The sequence below is a fragment of the Bradyrhizobium sp. genome (genome assembly GCF_036735945.1).
Classification (GTDB): Bacteria; Pseudomonadota; Alphaproteobacteria; order Rhizobiales; family Xanthobacteraceae; genus Bradyrhizobium.
Genome location: NZ_DAINNI010000096.1, coordinates 1 through 18,806 on the forward strand (window position 1 = coordinate 1; position 18,806 = coordinate 18,806).

The window sequence follows — 18,806 nt, forward strand, 5'->3', positions numbered from 1 at the left end:
AAGTGGTTGCGGAACACATATCGAACATATAGTGTCCGTTCATGATTTGTTTCGACTGCTAGTGTCTTGATCGGGAGTTGGGGGACTCCCGCGATCCGGGCCCCAGAAATTCGAAACCGAAGGACGACGCCAAACCGGGGGATTGCTCGCGATGCTTACGCGCAAACAGTACGAACTACTGCGTTTCATCAATGAACGGCTGAAGGAGGCCGGCGTGCCGCCTTCCTTCGACGAGATGAAGGACGCGCTGGATCTGCGCTCGAAATCCGGCATCCACCGCCTGATCACGGCGCTGGAGGAGCGCGGCTTCATCCGCCGCCTGCCCAACCGCGCCCGCGCCATCGAAGTCATCAAGCTTCCCGAACTTGCAACCGCCGGCAATGGCCGCCGCGGCTTCACGCCAAGCGTCATCGAAGGCACGCTCGGCAAGCGCGCCTCGAGCCCGTCCGTCACCGAGGACGATGGCAATCGCCCGGTCGCCGTCCCCGTGATGGGCCGGATCGCCGCCGGTACGCCGATCGAGGCGCTGCAGACCCGCAGCCACACCATCAGCGTGCCGCCTGACATGCTCGGCTCCGGCGAACATTACGCGCTCGAAGTGCGCGGCGATTCCATGGTGGACGCCGGCATTCTCGACGGCGACATGGCGCTGATCCAGCGCAACGAGACCGCCGACACCGGCGACATCGTCGTGGCGCTGATCGACGAGGAGGAAGCAACCCTCAAGCGTTTCCGCCGCCGCGGCGCCTCGATCGCGCTCGAGCCCGCCAACGCGGCCTATGAAGTCCGCATCCTGCCGCCGAACCGGGTCCGGATTCAGGGCAAGCTGATCGGGCTCTACCGCAAATACTGATCTGTAAATTTCGATCTGTCGCCTGGCGTACATCGCTATGACGACACCTGAGCCCCGGCCCTCGGCCGGGGTTTTTTGCTGCGCGCAGGAACAAATCTGCGTTAGCGCGCTTGTGATTTCGTCGTGGTACGCGCCCGTTGCAGAATTGCCCAGAACCAAGAAAAGGCTTCTGCCAAAGTCCACTGCGATAAAGTCCACTGCGATAGAGGCCTGTGCCTCGTTCCAGACACGGGTCAGCTATCCCAACGAGGGAGCCGTCCGATGTGTGACTATAGCCTGCACGCCGTGAAGACACGCCCTGCCCGGGTTGGCGAGACGCTCGTTACCACGACCTTCCGCGGTACATCGACCCGCGGCTTTGCGTCCGAGCGCGAGCCTGCCGTGGCGGTCTGCATGCTTCCCGGCACCGAATTGGCGTTCGCCCAGGACGTCAAATACGACAATCGCTGGATCTGGACCCGGACCACCGAATGGCGGGTTGCCAAGTTCAACCAGATCGAGCCCGAAGTCGCCGACCGTCACCATGACGCGATCGAATTTCCCGACGGAAGCCATGTCCTGGTGACGCAGCTCTGCGAAGGCCAGCGGGCGACCGTGCTGCAATTGCCGGTGGTCATGACCGGCGGCGAGCGGGCGCCGAAGGCCGTGGAAGCACCCCCGGCCACCTCGATCGTGACCGGCTAAACACCGCAAACATCCGATCCGCCGGTTTAAGCCGGCGGATCAAGGTGATATAGTGGTTGGAAAGAGGCGCCGAGGACGGTCGGTGGTCAACAAGATTACATGGCAAAGAGCGGGACGCGTCAGCGAGCCGGGACGGTACATGTTCCGCTACGGCTGGCTCACTGTCACGGCTGACGATCTGGCGGTCTGGCAGCGATTCCCGGAAGCATCGTTCACGCTGGTCAACCTGCCGTCGGACCCCGACGCGCCCGAAGAATTTCACCTCGGCGCGTTCGAGATACCGACAAGCCCCTCCCACGACGCACGCTAGGCATGACCATCGTCGCCGGCCGGCTCTGCGTCAGACGTTCAGGTTCACCCAGACCGCTTTCGGCTCGGTGAAGTTGTCGATGGCGGCCGTGCCGTGCTCGCGGCCGAGGCCGGAGTCGCGTTCTCCGCCCCATGGCAGGCGCACATCGGTGTAGCCATAGGTGTTCATCCACACCGTGCCTGCCCTCGCCTTCTTCGCAAAGCGCTGCAGCCGGCCGATGTCGCGGCTCCAGATCCCGGCGGCGAGGCTATAGGCCGTGCCATTGGCGATCCGCAGCGCGTCCGCCTCGTCCTTGAACCTGATCACGCTGACGACGGGACCAAAAATCTCCTCCTGCGAGATCCGCATCTCGTGCGCGACATTGGCGAACACGGTGGGGCTGACAAAGTAGCCGCGCTTGCCGACCCGCTCACCGCCGGTAACGAGCGAGGCGCCCTCCTGCCGGCCGATGTCGACGTAGTCGAGGATCGACTTCATCTGCTTCTCGGAGATCACCGGGCCGAGCGCCGTGCTGCGATCGAGGGGATCGCCGATACGCAGCGATCGGGCGCGCGCCGCGATGCGTTCGACCACCTCGTCATAGGCGCTCTCTTGCACCAGCACGCGCGAGCCTGCCGAGCACACCTGTCCGGCATTGAAGAAGATGCCGGACGCGGCGGCCTTGGAGGCTGCTTCGAGATCGGCGTCGGCGAAGATGACATTGGCCGACTTGCCGCCGAGTTCCAGCGACACGCGTTTGAAGTTGCCGGAAGCGCCCTTCATGATGCCGCGGCCGACGCCCGGCGAGCCGGTGAAGGTGACCTTGTCGACATCAGGATGATTGACCAGCGCATCGCCGACGACGCGGCCCGGCCCCGTCACGATGTTGAACACGCCGGGCGGCAGGCCAGCTTCGAGCGCAAGCTCACCGATGCGCAGCGCAGACAGCGACGTCAGTTCCGCCGGCTTCATCACGACAGTGCAGCCGCAGGCCAGCGCAGGCGCCAGCTTCCACATGCCGATCATCAGCGGGAAATTCCATGGCACGATCGCTGCGACCACGCCGACGGGCTCGCGCACGGTGTAGGTCAAGGCGTCGTCGCGCACCGGAACGACGTCGCCGCTGATCTTGTCGGCCCAGCCGGCGTAGTAGGTCAGCGTGTCGATTGCGGCCGGAAGATCCTGGCGCAGCACCGCCGCGATCGGCTTGCCGGCATCGAGCGACTCCAGTTCGACGATCTCGTCGGCGTGCTGTTTGAGCAGCCCGGCCCAGCGCTGCAGGATCTGGCCGCGCTCGGACGCGCGCATCGTGCGCCACGGACCTTCGAATGCGCGGCGCGCGCTGACCACCGCACGGTCGACGTCCGCCTCATTGCCCTCCGCGATGCTCGCGATGACCTCTTCGGTGGCCGGATTGAGCGATTTGAACATCCGGCCCGAGGCCGAGGCCACCCGGCCACCATCTATGAGCAATCCCTGGGGTTTGGCGAGGAAGGCGGCGGCCGCCGTCTCGGGCCTATAGTCATATGCAATCAACATCATATTTCCTCCGGTTCTGGTATGCCAGAATAGGAGGTCATTTCCTGCCGTAAATATGATATGGTGTACCTATGGACGCCCAGCATATGAAGTCAACTTCATAATTATCGGTCACCATGCTGCAAATCGAAATCGAGGCCGTGTGGCGATTCCGCCGCGAAGGCAGCCCCCGCACCGCGATCGTCATGCTCGGGGTGCTCAACGAAATCCGCAAAACCGGAAAGATCACCAGCGCCGCCAGCGACGCGCACCTCTCCTACCGCCACGTCTGGAACCTGATCGAGCAGTGGTCGGAGTTCTTCGGCACGCCGCTGGTCGAGACCCAGCGCGGCAAGGGCACCAAGCTCACCGCCTTCGGCGAGCGGCTGGTGTGGGCCGGCGAGCGCATGCAGGCCCGGCTGGGCCCGCAGCTTGAAAACCTGGCACAGGAGCTTGCGAGCGAGATCAAGCCGTTCCTGGAGCAGCGCCCCTCGGTGATCCGCGTTCATGCCAGCCACGGCTTCGCCGTCGCCAAGCTGCGCGAATTCCTCGACCGCGAGCCCAGCATCGGCGTCGATCTTCGCTACGTCAGCAACCAGCATTCGCTGGTCTCGCTGGCGCAGGGCGCCTGCGATCTCTCCGGCCTGCACGTACCGCGCGGCGAGCTGCGGGCGCAGGGCCTCAAGGCCTGCCGCGAGTGGCTCGATCCGCGCGAGGACCGCGTGATCGGCTTTGTCACGCGCGACATGGGCCTGATGGTGGCGCGCGGCAACCCGCTGGGCATCAAGTCGCTGCACGATTTGACCGGATCGAAAGTGCGCTTCGTCAATCGCGATCATGATTCCGGAACGCGCCTGCTGTTCGACCAGCTGCTGGCCCGGCACGATATCGACGAAGCAAAAATCAACGGCGCCCAGCAAATCGAATTCACGCATGCCGCCGTCGCCGCCTATGTCGCAAGCGGCATGGCCGATGCCTGTTTTGGTGTCGAAGCCGCCGCCCGGCAGTTCGGCCTCGACTTCATCCGCATCCTGACCGAGGATTATTTCTTCGTCTGCAAGCGCGCCTTTCTCGAGACCGAGCCGATGCGGCGCATTCTCGCGATCGTCCGCAGCGCCGATTTCCAACTCGCTGTCGGGAGCCTCCCCGGCTACACCCCATCGGAAACCGGCGCGGTGAGCACGGTCAAGGCCTTCCTGGAAAAGATGGACGCCGCCTCCTGACCTGCGGATACTCGAATGCATCTGGACGACGCCTGCAATACGCTATATTTGAGACGATATAACGAGGTGGGCGTAAATACAGGAGCCGTAGAGTCACGAGATGTTTCAACGCCGTCGATCTGCCGTCGCCCTCCGCCACGTTGCGTTTGAGGATCTGGGCCTGCTCGCGCCCATCATGGAGTGCGAGGGCTGGAACGTCTCGTTCTGCGATGCCCCGGTCGACGACCTCAACCACCCCTCGATCAGGGATGCAGATCTCGTGATCGTTCTCGGCGGCCCGATCGGCGTCTACGAGACCGAGAACTACCCCTTCATTGTCAGTGAAATCGCGCTGATCGAGCATCGCCTCCGTCGGAAGCGGCCGACGCTCGGCATCTGCCTCGGCGCGCAGCTGATGGCGAAAGCGCTGGGCAGCCGCGTCTATGCCGGCCACCTCAAGGAAATCGGCTGGGGGCCGGTGTCGTTGACCGAGACCGGCCGCGCGTCCTGCCTGGCGCCCCTGGGCAGCGAAACGCCCGTTCTGCACTGGCATGGCGACACCTTCGATCTGCCCGCCTCCGCGACGCGACTTGCCGCAAACGAAAATTACGAGAACCAGGCATTTGCCTGCGGCAGCCATGCGCTCGCTCTCCAGTTCCATCTGGAGGCGGACCCTCGACAGCTCGAAGAGTGGTACGTCGGCCACGCCGTCGAACTTGCCGCAGCCGGGATTTCAGTACGGCAGCGGAGCGTTCGCACGTTCTCGGACAACAGGCTGACAGCGTATTCACCGGCTGGCTTCGGCAGCTCGGACACCGCGACGCGCCGCTCCAGCCAATCGCAGAAGCAAGGTAAAAGGAAATGGCTGTGTATCCAGAGATCGAACTCTATATCGACGGCCGGTGGAAACGCGCCTGCGGCCAGCCCGTCCTTAATCCCGCCGACGAAAGCGTGCTGGGCACGGTGCCGTCAGCGACCAGGGCCGACCTCGATGACGCGCTTGCAGCCGCCGAAAAGGGATTTGCGGTGTGGCGCAAGACGGCGCCCGCCAAGCGCGCGCAGATCATCCTGAAGGCGGCCGCGCTCATTCGCCAGCGCGTCGATATAATGGCCGAAGCGATGACGCTCGAACAGGGCAAGCCGATCGAACAGGCGCGGCTGGAGATCCTCAGGGGTTGCGACATCATCGAATGGGACGCCACCGAGGGCCTCCGGCTCTACGGCCGCGTCATCCCGAGCGAGCCCGGCATGCGCCACACCGTGCTGCGGCAGCCGATCGGCCCCGTGGCGGCCTTCTCGCCGTGGAATTTCCCGATGAGCTCGCCGGCCCGCAAGGTCGCCGGCGCGCTGTCCGCGGGATGCTCGATCATTCTCAAGGCGTCGGAGGAGACGCCGGCCGGCGCCGTCCAGCTAGTCCGCGCCTTCCATGACGCCGGCCTGCCCGCCGGCGTGCTCAACCTCGTGTTCGGCAATCCTTCCGAGATTTCGGACTATCTCATCCCGCAATCGCGCATTCGCCTCGTCACCTTCACGGGGTCCATTCCGGTTGGAAAACATCTGGCGGAAATGGCCGGTCGCCACATGAAGCCGGCGATCATGGAGCTGGGCGGGCACGCTCCGGTCATCGTGTGCGACGACGTCGACCCGGCTTCGACCGGAGCAGCTTCCGCCATCGGCAAGTCGCGCAATGCGGGACAGGTATGTGTCGCTCCGACGCGCTTCTTCGTGCAGAAAGCGATCTATGGACAGTTTGCGCAATCTTTCGCCGAGCGTGCGAGCCAATTAAAGGTCGGCAACGGGCTCGATCCCTCGACGCAGATGGGGCCGCTTGCCAATGCGCGCCGGATCGACGCGATGGAAACGCTGGTGGCAGACGCCAAGACCAGGGGTGCGCGCGTTCTTGCCGGTGGACATCGGATCGGCAACCGCGGCTATTTCTTTCCGCTGACCGTGCTCGCCGACGTCCCGGACGATGCCCGCGCCATGAACGAGGAGCCGTTCGGGCCGCTCGCCTTGGTCAATCCGGTCACGACGCTCGACGAGGCGATTGAAAAGGCCAACTCGCTTCCCTACGGGCTTGCCGCCTACGCTTTTACGCGATCCGCCGGCAACGCGGATCGCCTGGCCGACGAAGTCGAAGTGGGCAACCTCTCGATCAATCACTTTGTCTCCTCTAGTGCCGAGACGCCCTTTGGCGGGGTGAAGGAGAGCGGCTACGGACGCGAAGGCGGCGTGGAAGGCTTGCAGTGTTACACGGTCGTCAAGAACGTCTCGCATAAGGCATTCTAGCCCCATGCAAGAGAACCTCGGACGACATCGGGACGGCAGCGCTGGTGACGCCAACTACGGCACGATCGGCTGGGCGCTATGCCGACTTTCGCAGGCCAGACCCGCAGATCGCGGCGCTGATCGAGCAGGCGCTGGGCGATGCCCGGACCGTGCTCAATGTCGGCGCCGGCGCGGGGTCCTATGAGCCCACCGGGCGCCTGGTGACGGCGGTCGAGCCCTCGCAATCGATGCGCGACCAGCGCCCCTCTCATCTGCCCCCGGCGATCGACGCGGTGGCCGAGCATCTGCCGTTCGGCGACAACTCCTTCGATGCGGCGATGTCGACCTTCTCCGTCCATCAATGGAAGGACCTCGCCGCCGGGCTGCGCGAGTTGCGTCGAGTGACGAAAGGCCCGGTCGTGATCATGAGCTGCGAGCCGACCGAGCTCGACCGCTTCTGGCTGCACGCCTACTGCCCCGAGGTCATTGCGGTGGAGGTCACCAGATATCCATCCGTCCGCGACATCGCGCAGGCGCTTGGCGCCCGCTCGGAGGTCCTGCCGGTTCCGATTCCGCTTGATTGCACCGATGGCTTCAACGAAGCCTATTACGGCCGCCCGCACATGCTGCTGGAGCCGGCAGCGCGGCTCGCCTGCTCGGCCTGGAGCTTTGTCAGTGAGGACGTGGTGCAGCGATTTGAAAATCTGCTGGCATCCGACATCAAGTCGGGTCGATGGGAACGGCAATATGGCCACTATCGGAGGCAGCCGTTCTTTGACGGCTCGCTGAAGCTGATCGCAGGCCAAAACTGATCCACGGGTGCCTCTGGATATCGAACCGCCTGAGCTTGTTCGCGGCGGGCAAGAGTGGCAGTCTCGCCAGCAAGGGCCAAGAGACCAAATCATGTCGCGCGCGAGTGTCAGTTCGCTTCCTCAATTGAGCGTTCGTATCGACCTCGACGGCGAGGATCGGATCGGACCGGGCAAGATCGAGCTGCTGGAGCAAATCATGCAGCATGGGTCGATCTCGGCCGCGGGTCGCGCCATGGGCATGTCCTACAAGCGGGCGTGGGATCTCGTCGACGATATCAACCGTATCTGCGGGCATGCCGTGGTCGACTCGCAGACCGGCGGCAAGAATGGCGGCGGCGCGATGCTCACGCCATTCGGCGCTGCGCTGGTGGCGCGCTATCGCAAGATCGAGCGCGACGCGGCACGTGCCGTCCGCAAGGAGCTGCTGGCGCTCAAGACCGATATCGGGCGTTCCCGCAAATAGGCGGTTGTGGCAGCTAGTTCGGCCGCACCGTCACCTCGGGGAACGGCCGGATCAGGGCCTCGCCGAGTACGCTCTCCTCGCCCTTCGGGATCGAGAAACGAACCTTGAAGCCGTCTTCCGTCTGCAGCGTTATGATCCGCTGCGTCGTGTCGCTCGACTGTTCGAGCGCCCATGAGGCCAGCGGATAGGCATAGCGCAGGCTCTGGTCGCCATAACGTGCCTTCAGCGCCGCTTCCAGCAGCCCCGGCAGAGTCATGATCAGCGCCCCGACCTGATTGAGCGAGACATGGACCGCGGCCGGGTTTCCGGACGCATCCTCGAAGCCGAGGGAAATAGCGGCGCCATCGGAGGCGACCCCGCAGCTCGTGAGCGATTTGACGCTGATTTCCATCCTGAACTCCGCGGCATTCTTCTTCGTTATATTTCTTGGAATATATCGTTACCGCTCCCAGAGGTCCAGCATGGCTTTTGATCGGTTTCCGCGATCGGCCGATGGCGAGAACCGATCCAACGTGATATATACAAGGATATAACGAGGCCTCCAACGGCCCGTTCTGCAAGGGAGCGAAAGCCTATGAACAACTACAATCTTCTCATCAACGGCAAAATGATACCCGGCGACCTCACCATGCCCGTTCTCAATCCCGCGACCGAAGAGGTGCTGGCGCAGTGTCCGCGGGCCTCGAAGTCGCAGATGGACGCGGCCGTCGCCGCCGCGAAGGCCGCCTTCCCGGCCTGGGCGGCGACCCCGATCGAGGAACGGCGCAAGCTCGTGATCAGGATGGCCGACGTCATCGAAGCCAATGCCGGCGAGTTGGCGCGGCTGCTGACATCGGAGCAAGGCAAGCCGCTGGCCGACGCGACAGGCGAAGTGATGGGCATGGCCGCCTTCTTCCGCTATCTCGGCTCGCTCGAATTGCCGATGCGGGTGATCGAGAATTCCGGCGACCGCCGCGTCGAAGCGCACCGCCGCCCGCTCGGGGTCGTCGGCGCCATCATTCCCTGGAATTATCCGCTTCTGATCCTGAGCTTCAAGCTGCCCTCGGCGCTGCTCGCCGGCAACACGCTGGTCGTGAAGCCCGCCCCGACCACGCCGCTGGCGACGCTCCGTTTCGCCGAACTGGTCAAGGACGTCCTTCCGAAAGGCGTGCTCAACGTCATCACCGACGCCAACGACCTCGGCGATCACATGACCAGGCACCCCGATATCAGGAAGATCTCGTTCACGGGATCCTCCGCCACCGGCCAGAAGGTGATGGCGAGCGCAGCGCAGACGCTGAAGCGCATCACGCTCGAACTCGGCGGCAACGACGCCGGCATCGTGCTCGACGACGTCGATCCGAAGAAGGTCGCCCCCGGAATTTTCGAGGGCGCGTTCCAGAATTCGGGACAGGTCTGCCTCGCGATCAAGCGGCTCTATGTGCACGAGTCCGTCTATGACGAACTGTGCAACGAGCTGGTCGCGATCGCCAGGAATACCGTGGTCGACGACGGCTCCAAGCAGGGCACCAAGCTCGGGCCGTTGCAGAACAAGATGCAGTACGAGAAGGTGAAGGCGTTCCTCGAGGACGCGCGCAAGAACGGCAATGTCGTCGCCGGCGGTTCGGCGATGGATCGCCCCGGCTACTTCATCGAGCCGACCATCGTGCGCGACATCAAGGAAGGCTCGAAACTGGTCGACGAGGAGCAGTTCGGGCCGGTGCTGCCGCTCATCAAATACTCCGACAAGGACGACGTGATCCGGCGCGCCAACGCCACCACCTACGGGCTCGGCGCTTCGGTCTGGTCGTCCGATCCCAAGCGGGCCCACGAGGTCGCCAGCCAGATCGAGGCCGGCACGGTGTGGATCAACAAGCACCTCGACATGGCCCCGAACATCCCGTTCGGCGGCGCCAAGCAGTCGGGCATCGGGACCGAATTCGCCGAGGAAGGCCTCGCCGAGTTCACCCAGCTCCAGATCATCAACGGGCCGCCCGCGGCCTGACGCCATCCGGGGTCGCGACGGAACCGCCGCGACCCCGGCACGTTTTGCGGTGTATACTTTGCAGAGACTACGGAGGCCCGACCATGTTCGACGCCCAATGCGACCTTGCCGCCCTGGTGTATGAGCCGCACCAGGACCCCGACGCCATCCTGCGCGGCTTTGCGGCCGATCTGAAGGCGTGCGGATTTCGCGCTGTCGGCATGGTGCAGGCGGGTCAGTGCGCCGATTCCAGCCTGTCCGCGGTGCTCCTGCCCGGCGGCGAGAAGCTGCTGCTGGCACAGGATTTCGATCCCGCCGCCACCGGATGCAGGCTCGATCTCGCCCGACTGCAGCGCGCCGGTGAGCGCGTCGCGGAAGCGATGGCCGATGGTGCCGACCTCGTCATCATCAACCGCTTCGGCAAGCGGGAGCGTGACGGCAAGGGGCTGGCGCACCTGATCGAGCGCGCGCTCAACGCCGATATTCCCGTGGTGATCGCGGTGGCCAGCGACCGTTTCGCCGACTGGATCAGGTACGCGGACGGCATGAGCGTGAGGCTTGCCTGCGATCGGCAGGCGCTCGATGGCTGGTGGCGAAATGTATGCCTGCGGACGCCGGGCAACGCTGCCGGTCGCAACCATCAAACAGTCTGCGCTGTCCTGAAGTAGACCCGGTTCCCTCGCCGATCCCTACTCCTCCGCCTGCAGGTCCGCCTCGGCCGGCGTCGCATCGACTGCGCGCGCCGGCACGCGCGGGGCAAGTACGGTGGCGTCGGCCTCGCTTTCGTCCCCTGAAGCGGGCGACCAGGGACGGTCGATGCCGCGCGGCTTGACCGCCTCCACCACGAACCCCTCGCGGCCGCCCAGCAGTGCCATCGCGCCCTGCCGCCGCAGCCGCTCGGCGCCGATGACCGAGGCGCGACAGGCCGCGGGCGCCTGCCGCAACGTCACGATCAGCGCCGTTCGCTCGCAATCGTCGGCAAAGGCCTCCGGCCTGAACGCCTGCGCGACCAGCGCTCCGCCGGCGGATGGCACCACGCAACCGAGATCGTCGCAGGACACGCCCGAAGTGAGCGAGGCGTCGGCCGCGCTGCGCGCGTCCGCATCCGCCGCCAGCCACTCCTTCAAGAGGAACGTATCCTTGGAGCCCTTCACCGCGTGCATCAGGTGCAGCCGGCCGTCCTGGCCGCGGACGCCGACAGTGCGGCCATCGGCGGAAATCAGGATATCCGGCTGCGGCACCCTCGCCGCCCATACCGCTGCCAGCAGCACCAGCACGGCGCCCGACCAGCGCAGCGGCGTCCGCAACAGGCCGAGCAGGATGATGCCGAGGCTCGCCGCGATCAGCGGGCCGATGCCGAAGGCCGGCACCCGGCCGACCGCGCCGGGCAACGCCGCGACCCATTGCGTCACCGCGATCATCCAGTCGATGCCGAAGCCCATGATGGCCCAGAACAGGCGATCGAAGCCGAACGGCATGGCGACGAGGCCGAGCAGGCCCGCCGGCATCACGATCGCCGACACCACCGGCATCGCCGCGAGATTGGCGAGCACGCCATAGGGCGTGACGCGATGGAAGTGGAAGGCGGCGTAAGGCATGGTCGCAAGTCCCGCCACCAGCGAAGCCAGCAGCAGCATGGTCAGTTCGCGGCCGCCCCACAGCGCCGCCCGTGCGGTGGCATTGTGATCGGCCGTCGCGAACAGCCGCGGCATGCCGACCTGCACCAGCGCCACCAGACCCAGCGTGGCGGCAAACGACATCTGGAAGCTCGGATGCACGAGCGCCTCCGGCGCGACCGTCAGCACGATCATGGCGGCGACCGCGAGCGTGCGAAAGGTAATGGCGCGGCGATCGACCATCACGGCGATCAGCACCACGGCCGTCATGAAGAACGAGCGCTGGGTGGCGACCTCGGCGCCCGAGAGCAGGAGATAGAACGCCGCCGCCGCGAGCGCGGCCACGGCCGCCCATTTCTTGATAGCGTAGCCGACCGTCAGCACCGGAAACAGCGCCAGCAACGCCCGCGCCGCGAAGAACACGACACCGGCGACGACCGCCATGTGGTAACCCGAGATCGACAGCACATGGCCGAGGCCGGAGATGAACATGGCGTCGTTGACCGGCGGCGAGATCGCATCGCGCCGTCCGGTCAAAAGCGCGGTGGCAATGGCGCGCTTGTCGCCCTCCAGCGTGGTCCTGATCCGCGCGTCGATGCTGTCGCGCAGGTCCTGCATGAAGGCGGAATAGCGCAGGCGCAGCCCGCCGCCCTCCGGCGGTTCCCTGATCCTGATCGCACCCATCACGAATCCGGAGGCGCCGATGCCGGCGAAGAACATGTCGCGGCTGAAATCATAGCTGCCGGGCCGCACCGGCCCGAGCGGCGGCAATAGCCGCGCCTTCAGCTCGACGAAGCTGCCGACCGCAGGCGCGGTGCCCTTTTTCACCGACAGCCGCACGCGCTCCAGCTTCGTCGTCCCGCGCGCGCTTTCCATGGTGACGACGCGCAACACAAAACGGTCGGTGCGCTCGCGGATGTCGCGGGTCTCGACGAAGCCGGTCAGCGACACCGAGAACATCGGCCGCGCCAGCACGCCGTGCGCGATCCGCGCCGTCTTCCAGGTGGCGACCGCAAATCCCGCCGCCACCGCTGCGATCATGACGGCGGCGGGAAAGAACTTCTGGCGACGCAGCAGGACCGCGACCGTGACCAGCGCGGTGGCCACGACCGCCGCCACCGACAGCACCGGCTCGTGATCGGCGGCGAAGTAGAGCGCGATGCCGCTGCCGAACGCCACCGGTACCCAGGGCAGCAAGCGCCCGGCGCCGGCTTCCGCGCGGACCCACGCGCGCAAGGTCTCGATCAACGGCGGCCAGAACGCGGGACGCGATGGCGCAAGGCCGCCGACCGGCGTAGCGGCGCGCGGCGGCCAGGTTCCGGCATAGCCACGCTTTCGGCCCGATGTGTCGCCCTGCTCCGCCACCGAGCTTACGCCTTACAGTCTTGTGGAGACGTCAATACTACCGGAAGGTGAATTTCGACCGCTAGCAGAACGAAAGGTGAAACCTCAAGAATTGCAAATCAGCCTCACGCGCGCAGTCTTCACGTAGAGCAACGATCGGCGTGGAAAACATCATTTTGTCATCCGGTGTGTATTTTCCGACTCGGCGCGCCGTGCTTCCTGATGATTCGCAGCGGGTGGTGGAGTGCGATGGTGAGCCAGTTTTCGACTACGCTTTTGCTGGTGACGGCTCTGACGCTGACGGCGTGCTTCGGAGTTGCGGCGTGGCGCACCTCGGGTGATGCACCGGAGGTAACCGGCAGCATCGCTTCGACGCTGATCGATCCGCGCTGAAGTTCCGCCGTCATTGGCCGCTACTCTCGGATCAGGAAAGCCAGTAGATTCACGCGCCGGTCGGGCGCACGGCTGCACACTGGAAATCGAATATCAGGACAGCGAGATATGAAGCGTGCGGCGGGGATTTTGTTTGCGATCATGCTGACTGGCTCTCCGGCCATTGCCGCACCGCTGGCGCAATGCCGCTTCATCGAAGCGCGCGCCGATCGCGAAGCCTGCTATCAGCGCCAGGAGGCGGCGCGGCTGGCCCGGCAAAAGGCGAACGAGGTTCGAGAGGCCGAGCAGCAGCAGAAGCCCTACGAGCCGATGACGGAGGACGACACTCAGCTCGCCAAGGCCATGCGCGGCATCTGCCGGGGCTGTTAGGGTACGCCGCTACTGCCTGATCAGCGGCGTCTTTGACGAGACGTGATGGCTGACGATCTTCCAGTCGCCGTCTTCACGAACGATGACCCAGGTTATTTTCACGACCAGCGGCTCGGCGCCGTGCTCGACGGTGAACGTCGCGGTGCCTGCAACGTTGATCACGTCGGAAGCCGCCTGCGCGGTTCTGACATCGGTGAACTCGACCGATGGCGACTGCCATCGGGGCAGGCCATCGAAATAGGCCTTCACGCCATCATTGCCGCGGTAGAAGGTCGGGTTCGAGCCGAAGAAGAACGCGCTCCTCGAATAGAGCGAGGCGAGCCCCGCGGCATCCAGCCGGGTGAAAGCTGCTGCCCACCTGGCCATGATGCCGGAGACGATGTCGTCGGTTGCGCTCTGCATCAACGCGTTCCCAAATCGCAGGGATAGGTCACCCCTTCCCGCCGACTTCCTTCGCAAAGGTATCACGCAGGCCGATGGTGCGGTTGAACACGGGCTTGCCGGGCGCGGAATCCTGATCGCGCACGAAATAGCCCTGGCGCTCGAACTGCATCACCTCGCCGGAATTATCAGCGGCGACCGACGGCTCGATCCGCGCGTCGGGCAGCACTTCGAGCGATTCCGGATTGAGGTCGGCGGCGAAATTCGCAGCACTCGGGCTCGGGTTCGCGAACAGCTGATTGTAGACGCGGATCTCCGCCGGCACCGAATCCTTCGCCGACAGCCAGTGCATGGTGGCCTTGACCTTGCGGCCGTCGGGCGCGTTGCCGCCGCGGGTCTCGGGATCGTAGGTGCAGCGCAGCTCGACGACCTCACCCGCATCGTTCTTGATCACGCCGGTGCATTTGACGAAATAGGCGTAGCGCAGCCGCACCTCGTTGCCCGGCGACAGACGGAAGAACTTCTTCGGCGGGTTCTCCATGAAGTCGTCGCGCTCGATATAGAGCTCGCGGCCGAAGGAGATTTTTCGCGTGCCGGCGGAAGCGTCGTCGGGATGGTTGACGGCGTCGAGCTCTTCGACCTGCCCTTCCGGATAGTTCTCGATCACGACCTTGAGCGGTCGCAGCACCGCCATGCGCCGCTGCGCCGATTTGTTGAGGTGCTCGCGGATGCAGAACTCGAGCATACCGACGTCGACGACGCTGTTGGCCTTCGCCACCCCGATGCGCTTGATGAACTCGCGCACCGCCGCCGGCGGCACGCCGCGCCGCTTCAAGCCGGCAATTGTCGGCATCCGCGGATCGTCCCAGCCCGAGACGTGTCCGTCGCGGACGAGCTGCGTCAGCACCCGCTTCGACAGCAGCGTATAGGTGAGGTTGAGGCGGGCGAATTCATACTGCCGCGGCTTCGACGGCACCGGCAGCTTGTCGAGCAGCCAGTCATAGAGGGGACGGTGGTCCTCGAACTCCAGCGTGCAGATCGAATGGGTGATGCCTTCAATGGCGTCCGACTGGCCATGGGCATAGTCGTAGCTCGGATAGATCGACCATTTGGTGCCGGTGCGCGGATGCTCGGCATGCAGGATGCGGTAGAGCACGGGGTCGCGCAGGTTGATATTGCCGGCAGCCATGTCGATTTTCGCGCGCAGCACCCGCGTCCCGTTCGGGAATTCACCGGCCTTCATGCGCCGGAAGAGATCGAGGTTCTCCTCGACCGTGCGGTCGCGGAACGGCGAGTTTTTGCCGGGTTCCGTGAGCGTGCCGCGGTTGACGCGGATTTCCTCCTGCGACTGGTCGTCGACATAGGCATCGCCGGCCTTGATCAGGCCCTCGGCCCAGTCGTAGAGCCGCTCGAAATAGTCGGAGGCATAATAGAGGTCGGTTCCCCAGTCGTAGCCGAGCCAGTGCACGTCGGCCTGGATGGAATCGATATATTCCTGCTCCTCCTTGGTCGGGTTGGTGTCGTCGAAGCGCAGATGGCATTTGCCGGCGAATTCCTGCGCGATGCCGAAATTGAGGGCAATCGACTTGGCGTGACCGATGTGCAGATAGCCGTTCGGCTCCGGCGGGAAGCGGGTCACGATCCCCTTGTGCTTCTTGGAAGAGAGATCGGCCTGGACGATATCGCGGATGAAATCGCGCCCCGCCTCTGCCGTTACCGGTTCTGTGGTCATCCTGGGTTCCTGTTAGGGATTGGCGAACCTTCTGCCAAATTCGCCCCTGTGAGCCAAGCCTACTTTGCGGCGGCTGAGGCTTTAGTTATGCACCGTTCCTGCTATACACCACCGCCAATTCCAACCCCTGTCCCGCTTGGTAATGACTGATTCCGTCGTCACACGCTTTGCCCCCTCGCCCACCGGCTTCCTCCACATCGGCGGCGCCCGCACCGCGCTGTTCAACTGGCTCTATGCCAGGAAAACCGGCGGCAAGATGCTGCTGCGGATCGAGGATACCGACCGCGAGCGTTCGACCGAGCCGGCGATCGCGGCCATTCTCGACGGCCTGAAATGGCTGGAGCTCGATTGGGACGGCGAGGTGATCTACCAGTTCAGCCGTGCCGCCCGGCACCGCGAGGTGGCCGAGCAACTGCTCGCCAGCGGCAAGGCCTACCGCTGCTACGCCACCGCGGAGCAACTGACGGCGATGCGCGAGAAGGCGCGCGCCGAGGGACGAACCCGGCTCTATGACGGGATGTGGCGGGACCGCGACCCGGCCGAAGCGCCTGAAGGCATGAAACCGACCATTCGCCTGAAGGCGCAGCAAGACGGCGAGACCGTGATCGAAGACCAGGTGCAGGGCCGCGTGGTCTGGCAGAACGAGAACCTCGACGACCTCGTGCTGCTGCGTGGCGACGGCAACCCGACCTACATGCTGGCGGTCGTGGTCGACGACCATGACATGGGCGTCACCCACGTCATTCGCGGCGACGACCATCTGATCAACGCCGCGCGGCAGAAGCAGATCTACGACGCGCTCGGCTGGGACATCCCGAACATGTCCCATATTCCGCTGATCCATGGCCCCGACGGTTCGAAGCTCTCCAAGCGGCACGGGGCGCTCGGCGTCGATGCCTATCGTGCCCTGGGCTATTTGCCGGCGGCGCTGCGCAATTACCTGGTCCGGCTCGGCTGGAGCCACGGCGACCAGGAAATCTTCTCGACGCAGGAGATGATCGACGCGTTCGATCTGCCCGCGATCGGGCGCTCCGCGGCCCGGTTCGATTTCGCCAAGCTGGAAAACCTCAACGGCCATTACATCCGCCAGGCCGACGATCGCGAGTTGGTGCAGAAATTCGAGAGCGTGCTCGACTACGTGCCCGAAGGCGCCGACCTCAAGGCGAAGCTCAACGACACCACACGCGCGCAATTGCTGCGGGCGATGCCGAGCCTGAAGGAGCGCGCCAAGACGCTGATCGAGCTGATTGCCGGCGCCTATTTCATCTTTGCCGACCGGCCGCTGCAGATCGAGGCCAAGGCGGTCGCCCTGCTGACGCCGGAGACCCGCGCCCTGATCGGCAGGCTGCGGACCGCGCTGGAAACGGTGACCGACTGGAGCGCCGAGACGACGGAAGCCGCCATGCGAAATTTCGCCGAGCAAAATAACCTCAAGCTCGGCGCCGTCGCCCAGCCGCTTCGGGTGGCGCTGACTGGACGGACGACTTCCCCGGGGATTTTCGACGTTTTGGCCGTCCTCGGGCGGGATGAATGCCTTGCCCGCCTCGGCGATCAGGCCGCTGGTTAAGCCCCTACCTTATACGGGTTTCGGCCCATCTTGCGGTGCACAGGCCAATAAGCTAACCCATTTGGCGCCGCTTCTAGACAATCCGGCCTGCCTTGCTGCTGCCTTGAGAAATGGCACCATGGTGGCCTGTTTTTCGTAACGATTTCATCGGGGACCCACGATGGACGCAAAATCCAGCAACAAGACTGCTACGCTCACGGTAGGCAACAAGACCTACGATTTCCCGATCATCAGCGGCACGGTGGGGCCGGATGTCATCGACATCGCCAAGCTCTACGCCCAGGCCGGCATGTTTACCTACGATCCCGGTTTCACATCGACCGGAAGCTGCCAGTCCAAGATCACCTATATCGACGGCGACGCCGGCATCCTCGAATACCGCGGCTACCCGATTGAGCAACTCGCCGAGAACGGCGATTTCCTGGAAACCTGCTACCTGCTGCTGTACGGGGAATTGCCGACCAAGGCGCAGAAGCAGGACTTCGATAATCGCGTCACCCGCCACACCATGGTGCACGAGCAGATGGCCCGCTTCTTCCAGGGCTTCCGCCGCGACGCGCATCCGATGGCCGTCATGGTCGGCTGCGTCGGCGCGCTGGCCGCGTTCTATCACGACTCGACCGACATCAACGACCCGCAGCAGCGCATGATCGCCTCGATGCGGATGATCGCGAAGATCCCGACGCTGGCGGCAATGGCCTACAAATACACCATCGGCCAGCCCTTCATGTACCCGAAGAACTCGCTCTCCTTTGCCCAGAACTTCCTGCACATGTGCTTCGCGGTGCCCTGCGAGGACTACAAGATCAACCCGGTGCTGGCGGACGCGCTGGACAAGATCTTCATCCTGCACGCCGACCACGAGCAGAACGCCTCGACCTCGACGGTGCGCATCGCCGGCTCCTCCGGCGCCAATCCGTTCGCCTGCATCGCCGCCGGCATCGCCTGTCTGTGGGGCCCGGCGCATGGCGGCGCCAACGAAGCGGCGCTGGCGATGCTCGCCGAGATCGGTTCGGTCGACAAGATTCCGGAATTCATCGCCAAGGTGAAGGACAAGAACTCGGAAGTCCGCCTGATGGGCTTCGGTCACCGCGTCTACAAGAACTACGATCCGCGCGCCAAGATCATGCAGAAGATGTGTCACGCCGTGCTGAAGGAAACCGGCCACGGCGACGACCCGATGCTGAAGGTCGCGCTGGAGCTCGAGAAGATCGCGCTCTCCGACCAGTACTTCATCGACCGCAAGCTCTATCCGAACGTCGACTTCTATTCGGGCATCACGCTGAAGGCGATGGGTTTCCCGACCTCGATGTTCACCGTGCTGTTCGCGGTCGCCCGCACCGTCGGCTGGA

General features: G+C 64.6%; 18 protein-coding genes and 1 pseudogene. 14 read left to right on the top strand and 5 right to left on the bottom strand.

Annotated elements, in window-relative coordinates:
* The first annotated feature begins 151 nt into the window (after positions 1 to 151).
* From lexA to V7E26_RS22830, 3 genes are all read left to right on the top strand, one after another.
* Positions 152 to 853: a transcriptional repressor LexA gene (lexA, locus tag V7E26_RS22820; RefSeq protein WP_324420488.1), complete on the top strand. Its 702-nt coding sequence runs from the start codon at positions 152 to 154 to the stop codon at positions 851 to 853.
* Positions 854 to 1,114: 261 nt separating this feature from the next.
* A complete protein-coding gene (locus V7E26_RS22825) occupies positions 1,115 to 1,537 on the top strand; it encodes a hypothetical protein (RefSeq protein WP_324420490.1) in 423 nt (140 codons plus the stop codon).
* An 82-nt stretch (positions 1,538 to 1,619) separates the two neighbouring features.
* Positions 1,620 to 1,847, top strand: a complete 228-nt coding sequence (locus V7E26_RS22830; protein WP_324420492.1) for a hypothetical protein — start codon at positions 1,620 to 1,622, stop codon at positions 1,845 to 1,847.
* A gap of 30 nt (positions 1,848 to 1,877) precedes the next feature.
* Here the strand turns inward: V7E26_RS22830 and V7E26_RS22835 are convergent, their stop codons facing one another.
* The gene (locus V7E26_RS22835) at positions 1,878 to 3,365 is read right to left on the bottom strand and encodes an aldehyde dehydrogenase family protein (RefSeq protein ID WP_324420494.1); all 1,488 of its coding nucleotides are present in this window, start codon (positions 3,363 to 3,365) and stop codon (positions 1,878 to 1,880) included.
* A 116-nt stretch (positions 3,366 to 3,481) separates the two neighbouring features.
* Between V7E26_RS22835 and V7E26_RS22840 the strand changes: the two genes are divergently transcribed.
* From V7E26_RS22840 to V7E26_RS22860, 5 genes and pseudogenes are all read left to right on the top strand, one after another.
* Entirely contained in the window at positions 3,482 to 4,567 is a 1,086-nt protein-coding gene (locus V7E26_RS22840) for a substrate-binding domain-containing protein (RefSeq protein WP_324420496.1), read from the top strand.
* A gap of 175 nt (positions 4,568 to 4,742) precedes the next feature.
* Positions 4,743 to 5,231 (top strand): annotated as a pseudogene (locus V7E26_RS22845) (glutamine amidotransferase-related protein); the annotation flags it as partial.
* 176 nt (positions 5,232 to 5,407) lie between these two features.
* Positions 5,408 to 6,835, top strand: a complete 1,428-nt coding sequence (locus tag V7E26_RS22850) for an NAD-dependent succinate-semialdehyde dehydrogenase (RefSeq protein ID WP_324420498.1) — start codon at positions 5,408 to 5,410, stop codon at positions 6,833 to 6,835.
* Positions 6,836 to 6,879: 44 nt separating this feature from the next.
* Positions 6,880 to 7,626, top strand: coding sequence for a class I SAM-dependent methyltransferase (locus tag V7E26_RS22855; RefSeq protein WP_324420500.1), 747 nt, complete (start codon positions 6,880 to 6,882; stop codon positions 7,624 to 7,626).
* Between the two features lie 91 nt (positions 7,627 to 7,717).
* Positions 7,718 to 8,089 carry a winged helix-turn-helix domain-containing protein gene (locus tag V7E26_RS22860; protein ID WP_324420501.1) on the top strand — a complete coding sequence of 124 codons (372 nt, stop codon included), beginning with the start codon at positions 7,718 to 7,720 and terminating at the stop codon, positions 8,087 to 8,089.
* A 13-nt stretch (positions 8,090 to 8,102) separates the two neighbouring features.
* Here the strand turns inward: V7E26_RS22860 and V7E26_RS22865 are convergent, their stop codons facing one another.
* The gene (locus V7E26_RS22865; protein ID WP_324420503.1) at positions 8,103 to 8,480 is read right to left on the bottom strand and encodes a hypothetical protein; all 378 of its coding nucleotides are present in this window, start codon (positions 8,478 to 8,480) and stop codon (positions 8,103 to 8,105) included.
* 183 nt (positions 8,481 to 8,663) lie between these two features.
* On the opposite strand from V7E26_RS22865, the gene V7E26_RS22870 reads away from it, so the two are divergent.
* Together V7E26_RS22870 and V7E26_RS22875 are read left to right on the top strand one after the other, a co-directional pair.
* On the top strand, positions 8,664 to 10,073 hold the full coding sequence (locus tag V7E26_RS22870; RefSeq protein WP_324420505.1) for an aldehyde dehydrogenase family protein: 1,410 nt from the start codon (positions 8,664 to 8,666) through the stop codon (positions 10,071 to 10,073).
* 83 nt (positions 10,074 to 10,156) lie between these two features.
* Complete coding sequence (locus V7E26_RS22875) at positions 10,157 to 10,720, top strand: DUF2478 domain-containing protein (RefSeq protein ID WP_324420507.1); 564 nt, start codon at positions 10,157 to 10,159, stop codon at positions 10,718 to 10,720.
* 21 nt (positions 10,721 to 10,741) lie between these two features.
* Here V7E26_RS22875 and V7E26_RS22880 read toward each other — a convergent pair whose 3' ends face one another.
* Positions 10,742 to 13,033, bottom strand: coding sequence for a ComEC/Rec2 family competence protein (locus tag V7E26_RS22880; RefSeq protein WP_324420510.1), 2,292 nt, complete (start codon positions 13,031 to 13,033; stop codon positions 10,742 to 10,744).
* Between the two features lie 231 nt (positions 13,034 to 13,264).
* Here V7E26_RS22880 and V7E26_RS22885 point away from each other — a divergent pair, with 231 nt between their 5' ends.
* Together V7E26_RS22885 and V7E26_RS22890 are read left to right on the top strand one after the other, a co-directional pair.
* Positions 13,265 to 13,405: a hypothetical protein gene (locus tag V7E26_RS22885; RefSeq protein WP_324420512.1), complete on the top strand. Its 141-nt coding sequence runs from the start codon at positions 13,265 to 13,267 to the stop codon at positions 13,403 to 13,405.
* Between the two features lie 108 nt (positions 13,406 to 13,513).
* On the top strand, positions 13,514 to 13,774 hold the full coding sequence (locus tag V7E26_RS22890; protein WP_324420514.1) for a hypothetical protein: 261 nt from the start codon (positions 13,514 to 13,516) through the stop codon (positions 13,772 to 13,774).
* 9 nt (positions 13,775 to 13,783) lie between these two features.
* On the opposite strand, the gene V7E26_RS22895 is transcribed toward V7E26_RS22890, so the two are convergent.
* Positions 13,784 to 14,176 (bottom strand): nuclear transport factor 2 family protein, encoded by a 393-nt coding sequence (locus V7E26_RS22895; RefSeq protein ID WP_324420516.1) that lies wholly within the window; start codon positions 14,174 to 14,176, stop codon positions 13,784 to 13,786.
* Positions 14,177 to 14,204: 28 nt separating this feature from the next.
* Entirely contained in the window at positions 14,205 to 15,887 is a 1,683-nt protein-coding gene (locus tag V7E26_RS22900; protein WP_324420518.1) for a glutamine--tRNA ligase/YqeY domain fusion protein, read from the bottom strand.
* Positions 15,888 to 16,029: 142 nt separating this feature from the next.
* Here V7E26_RS22900 and gltX point away from each other — a divergent pair, with 142 nt between their 5' ends.
* Positions 16,030 to 17,454, top strand: a complete 1,425-nt coding sequence (gltX, locus tag V7E26_RS22905) for a glutamate--tRNA ligase (RefSeq protein WP_324420520.1) — start codon at positions 16,030 to 16,032, stop codon at positions 17,452 to 17,454.
* A gap of 160 nt (positions 17,455 to 17,614) precedes the next feature.
* On the top strand, positions 17,615 to 18,806 hold a 1,192-nt coding region (gene gltA / locus V7E26_RS22910), incomplete at its 3' end, for a citrate synthase (RefSeq protein WP_324420522.1).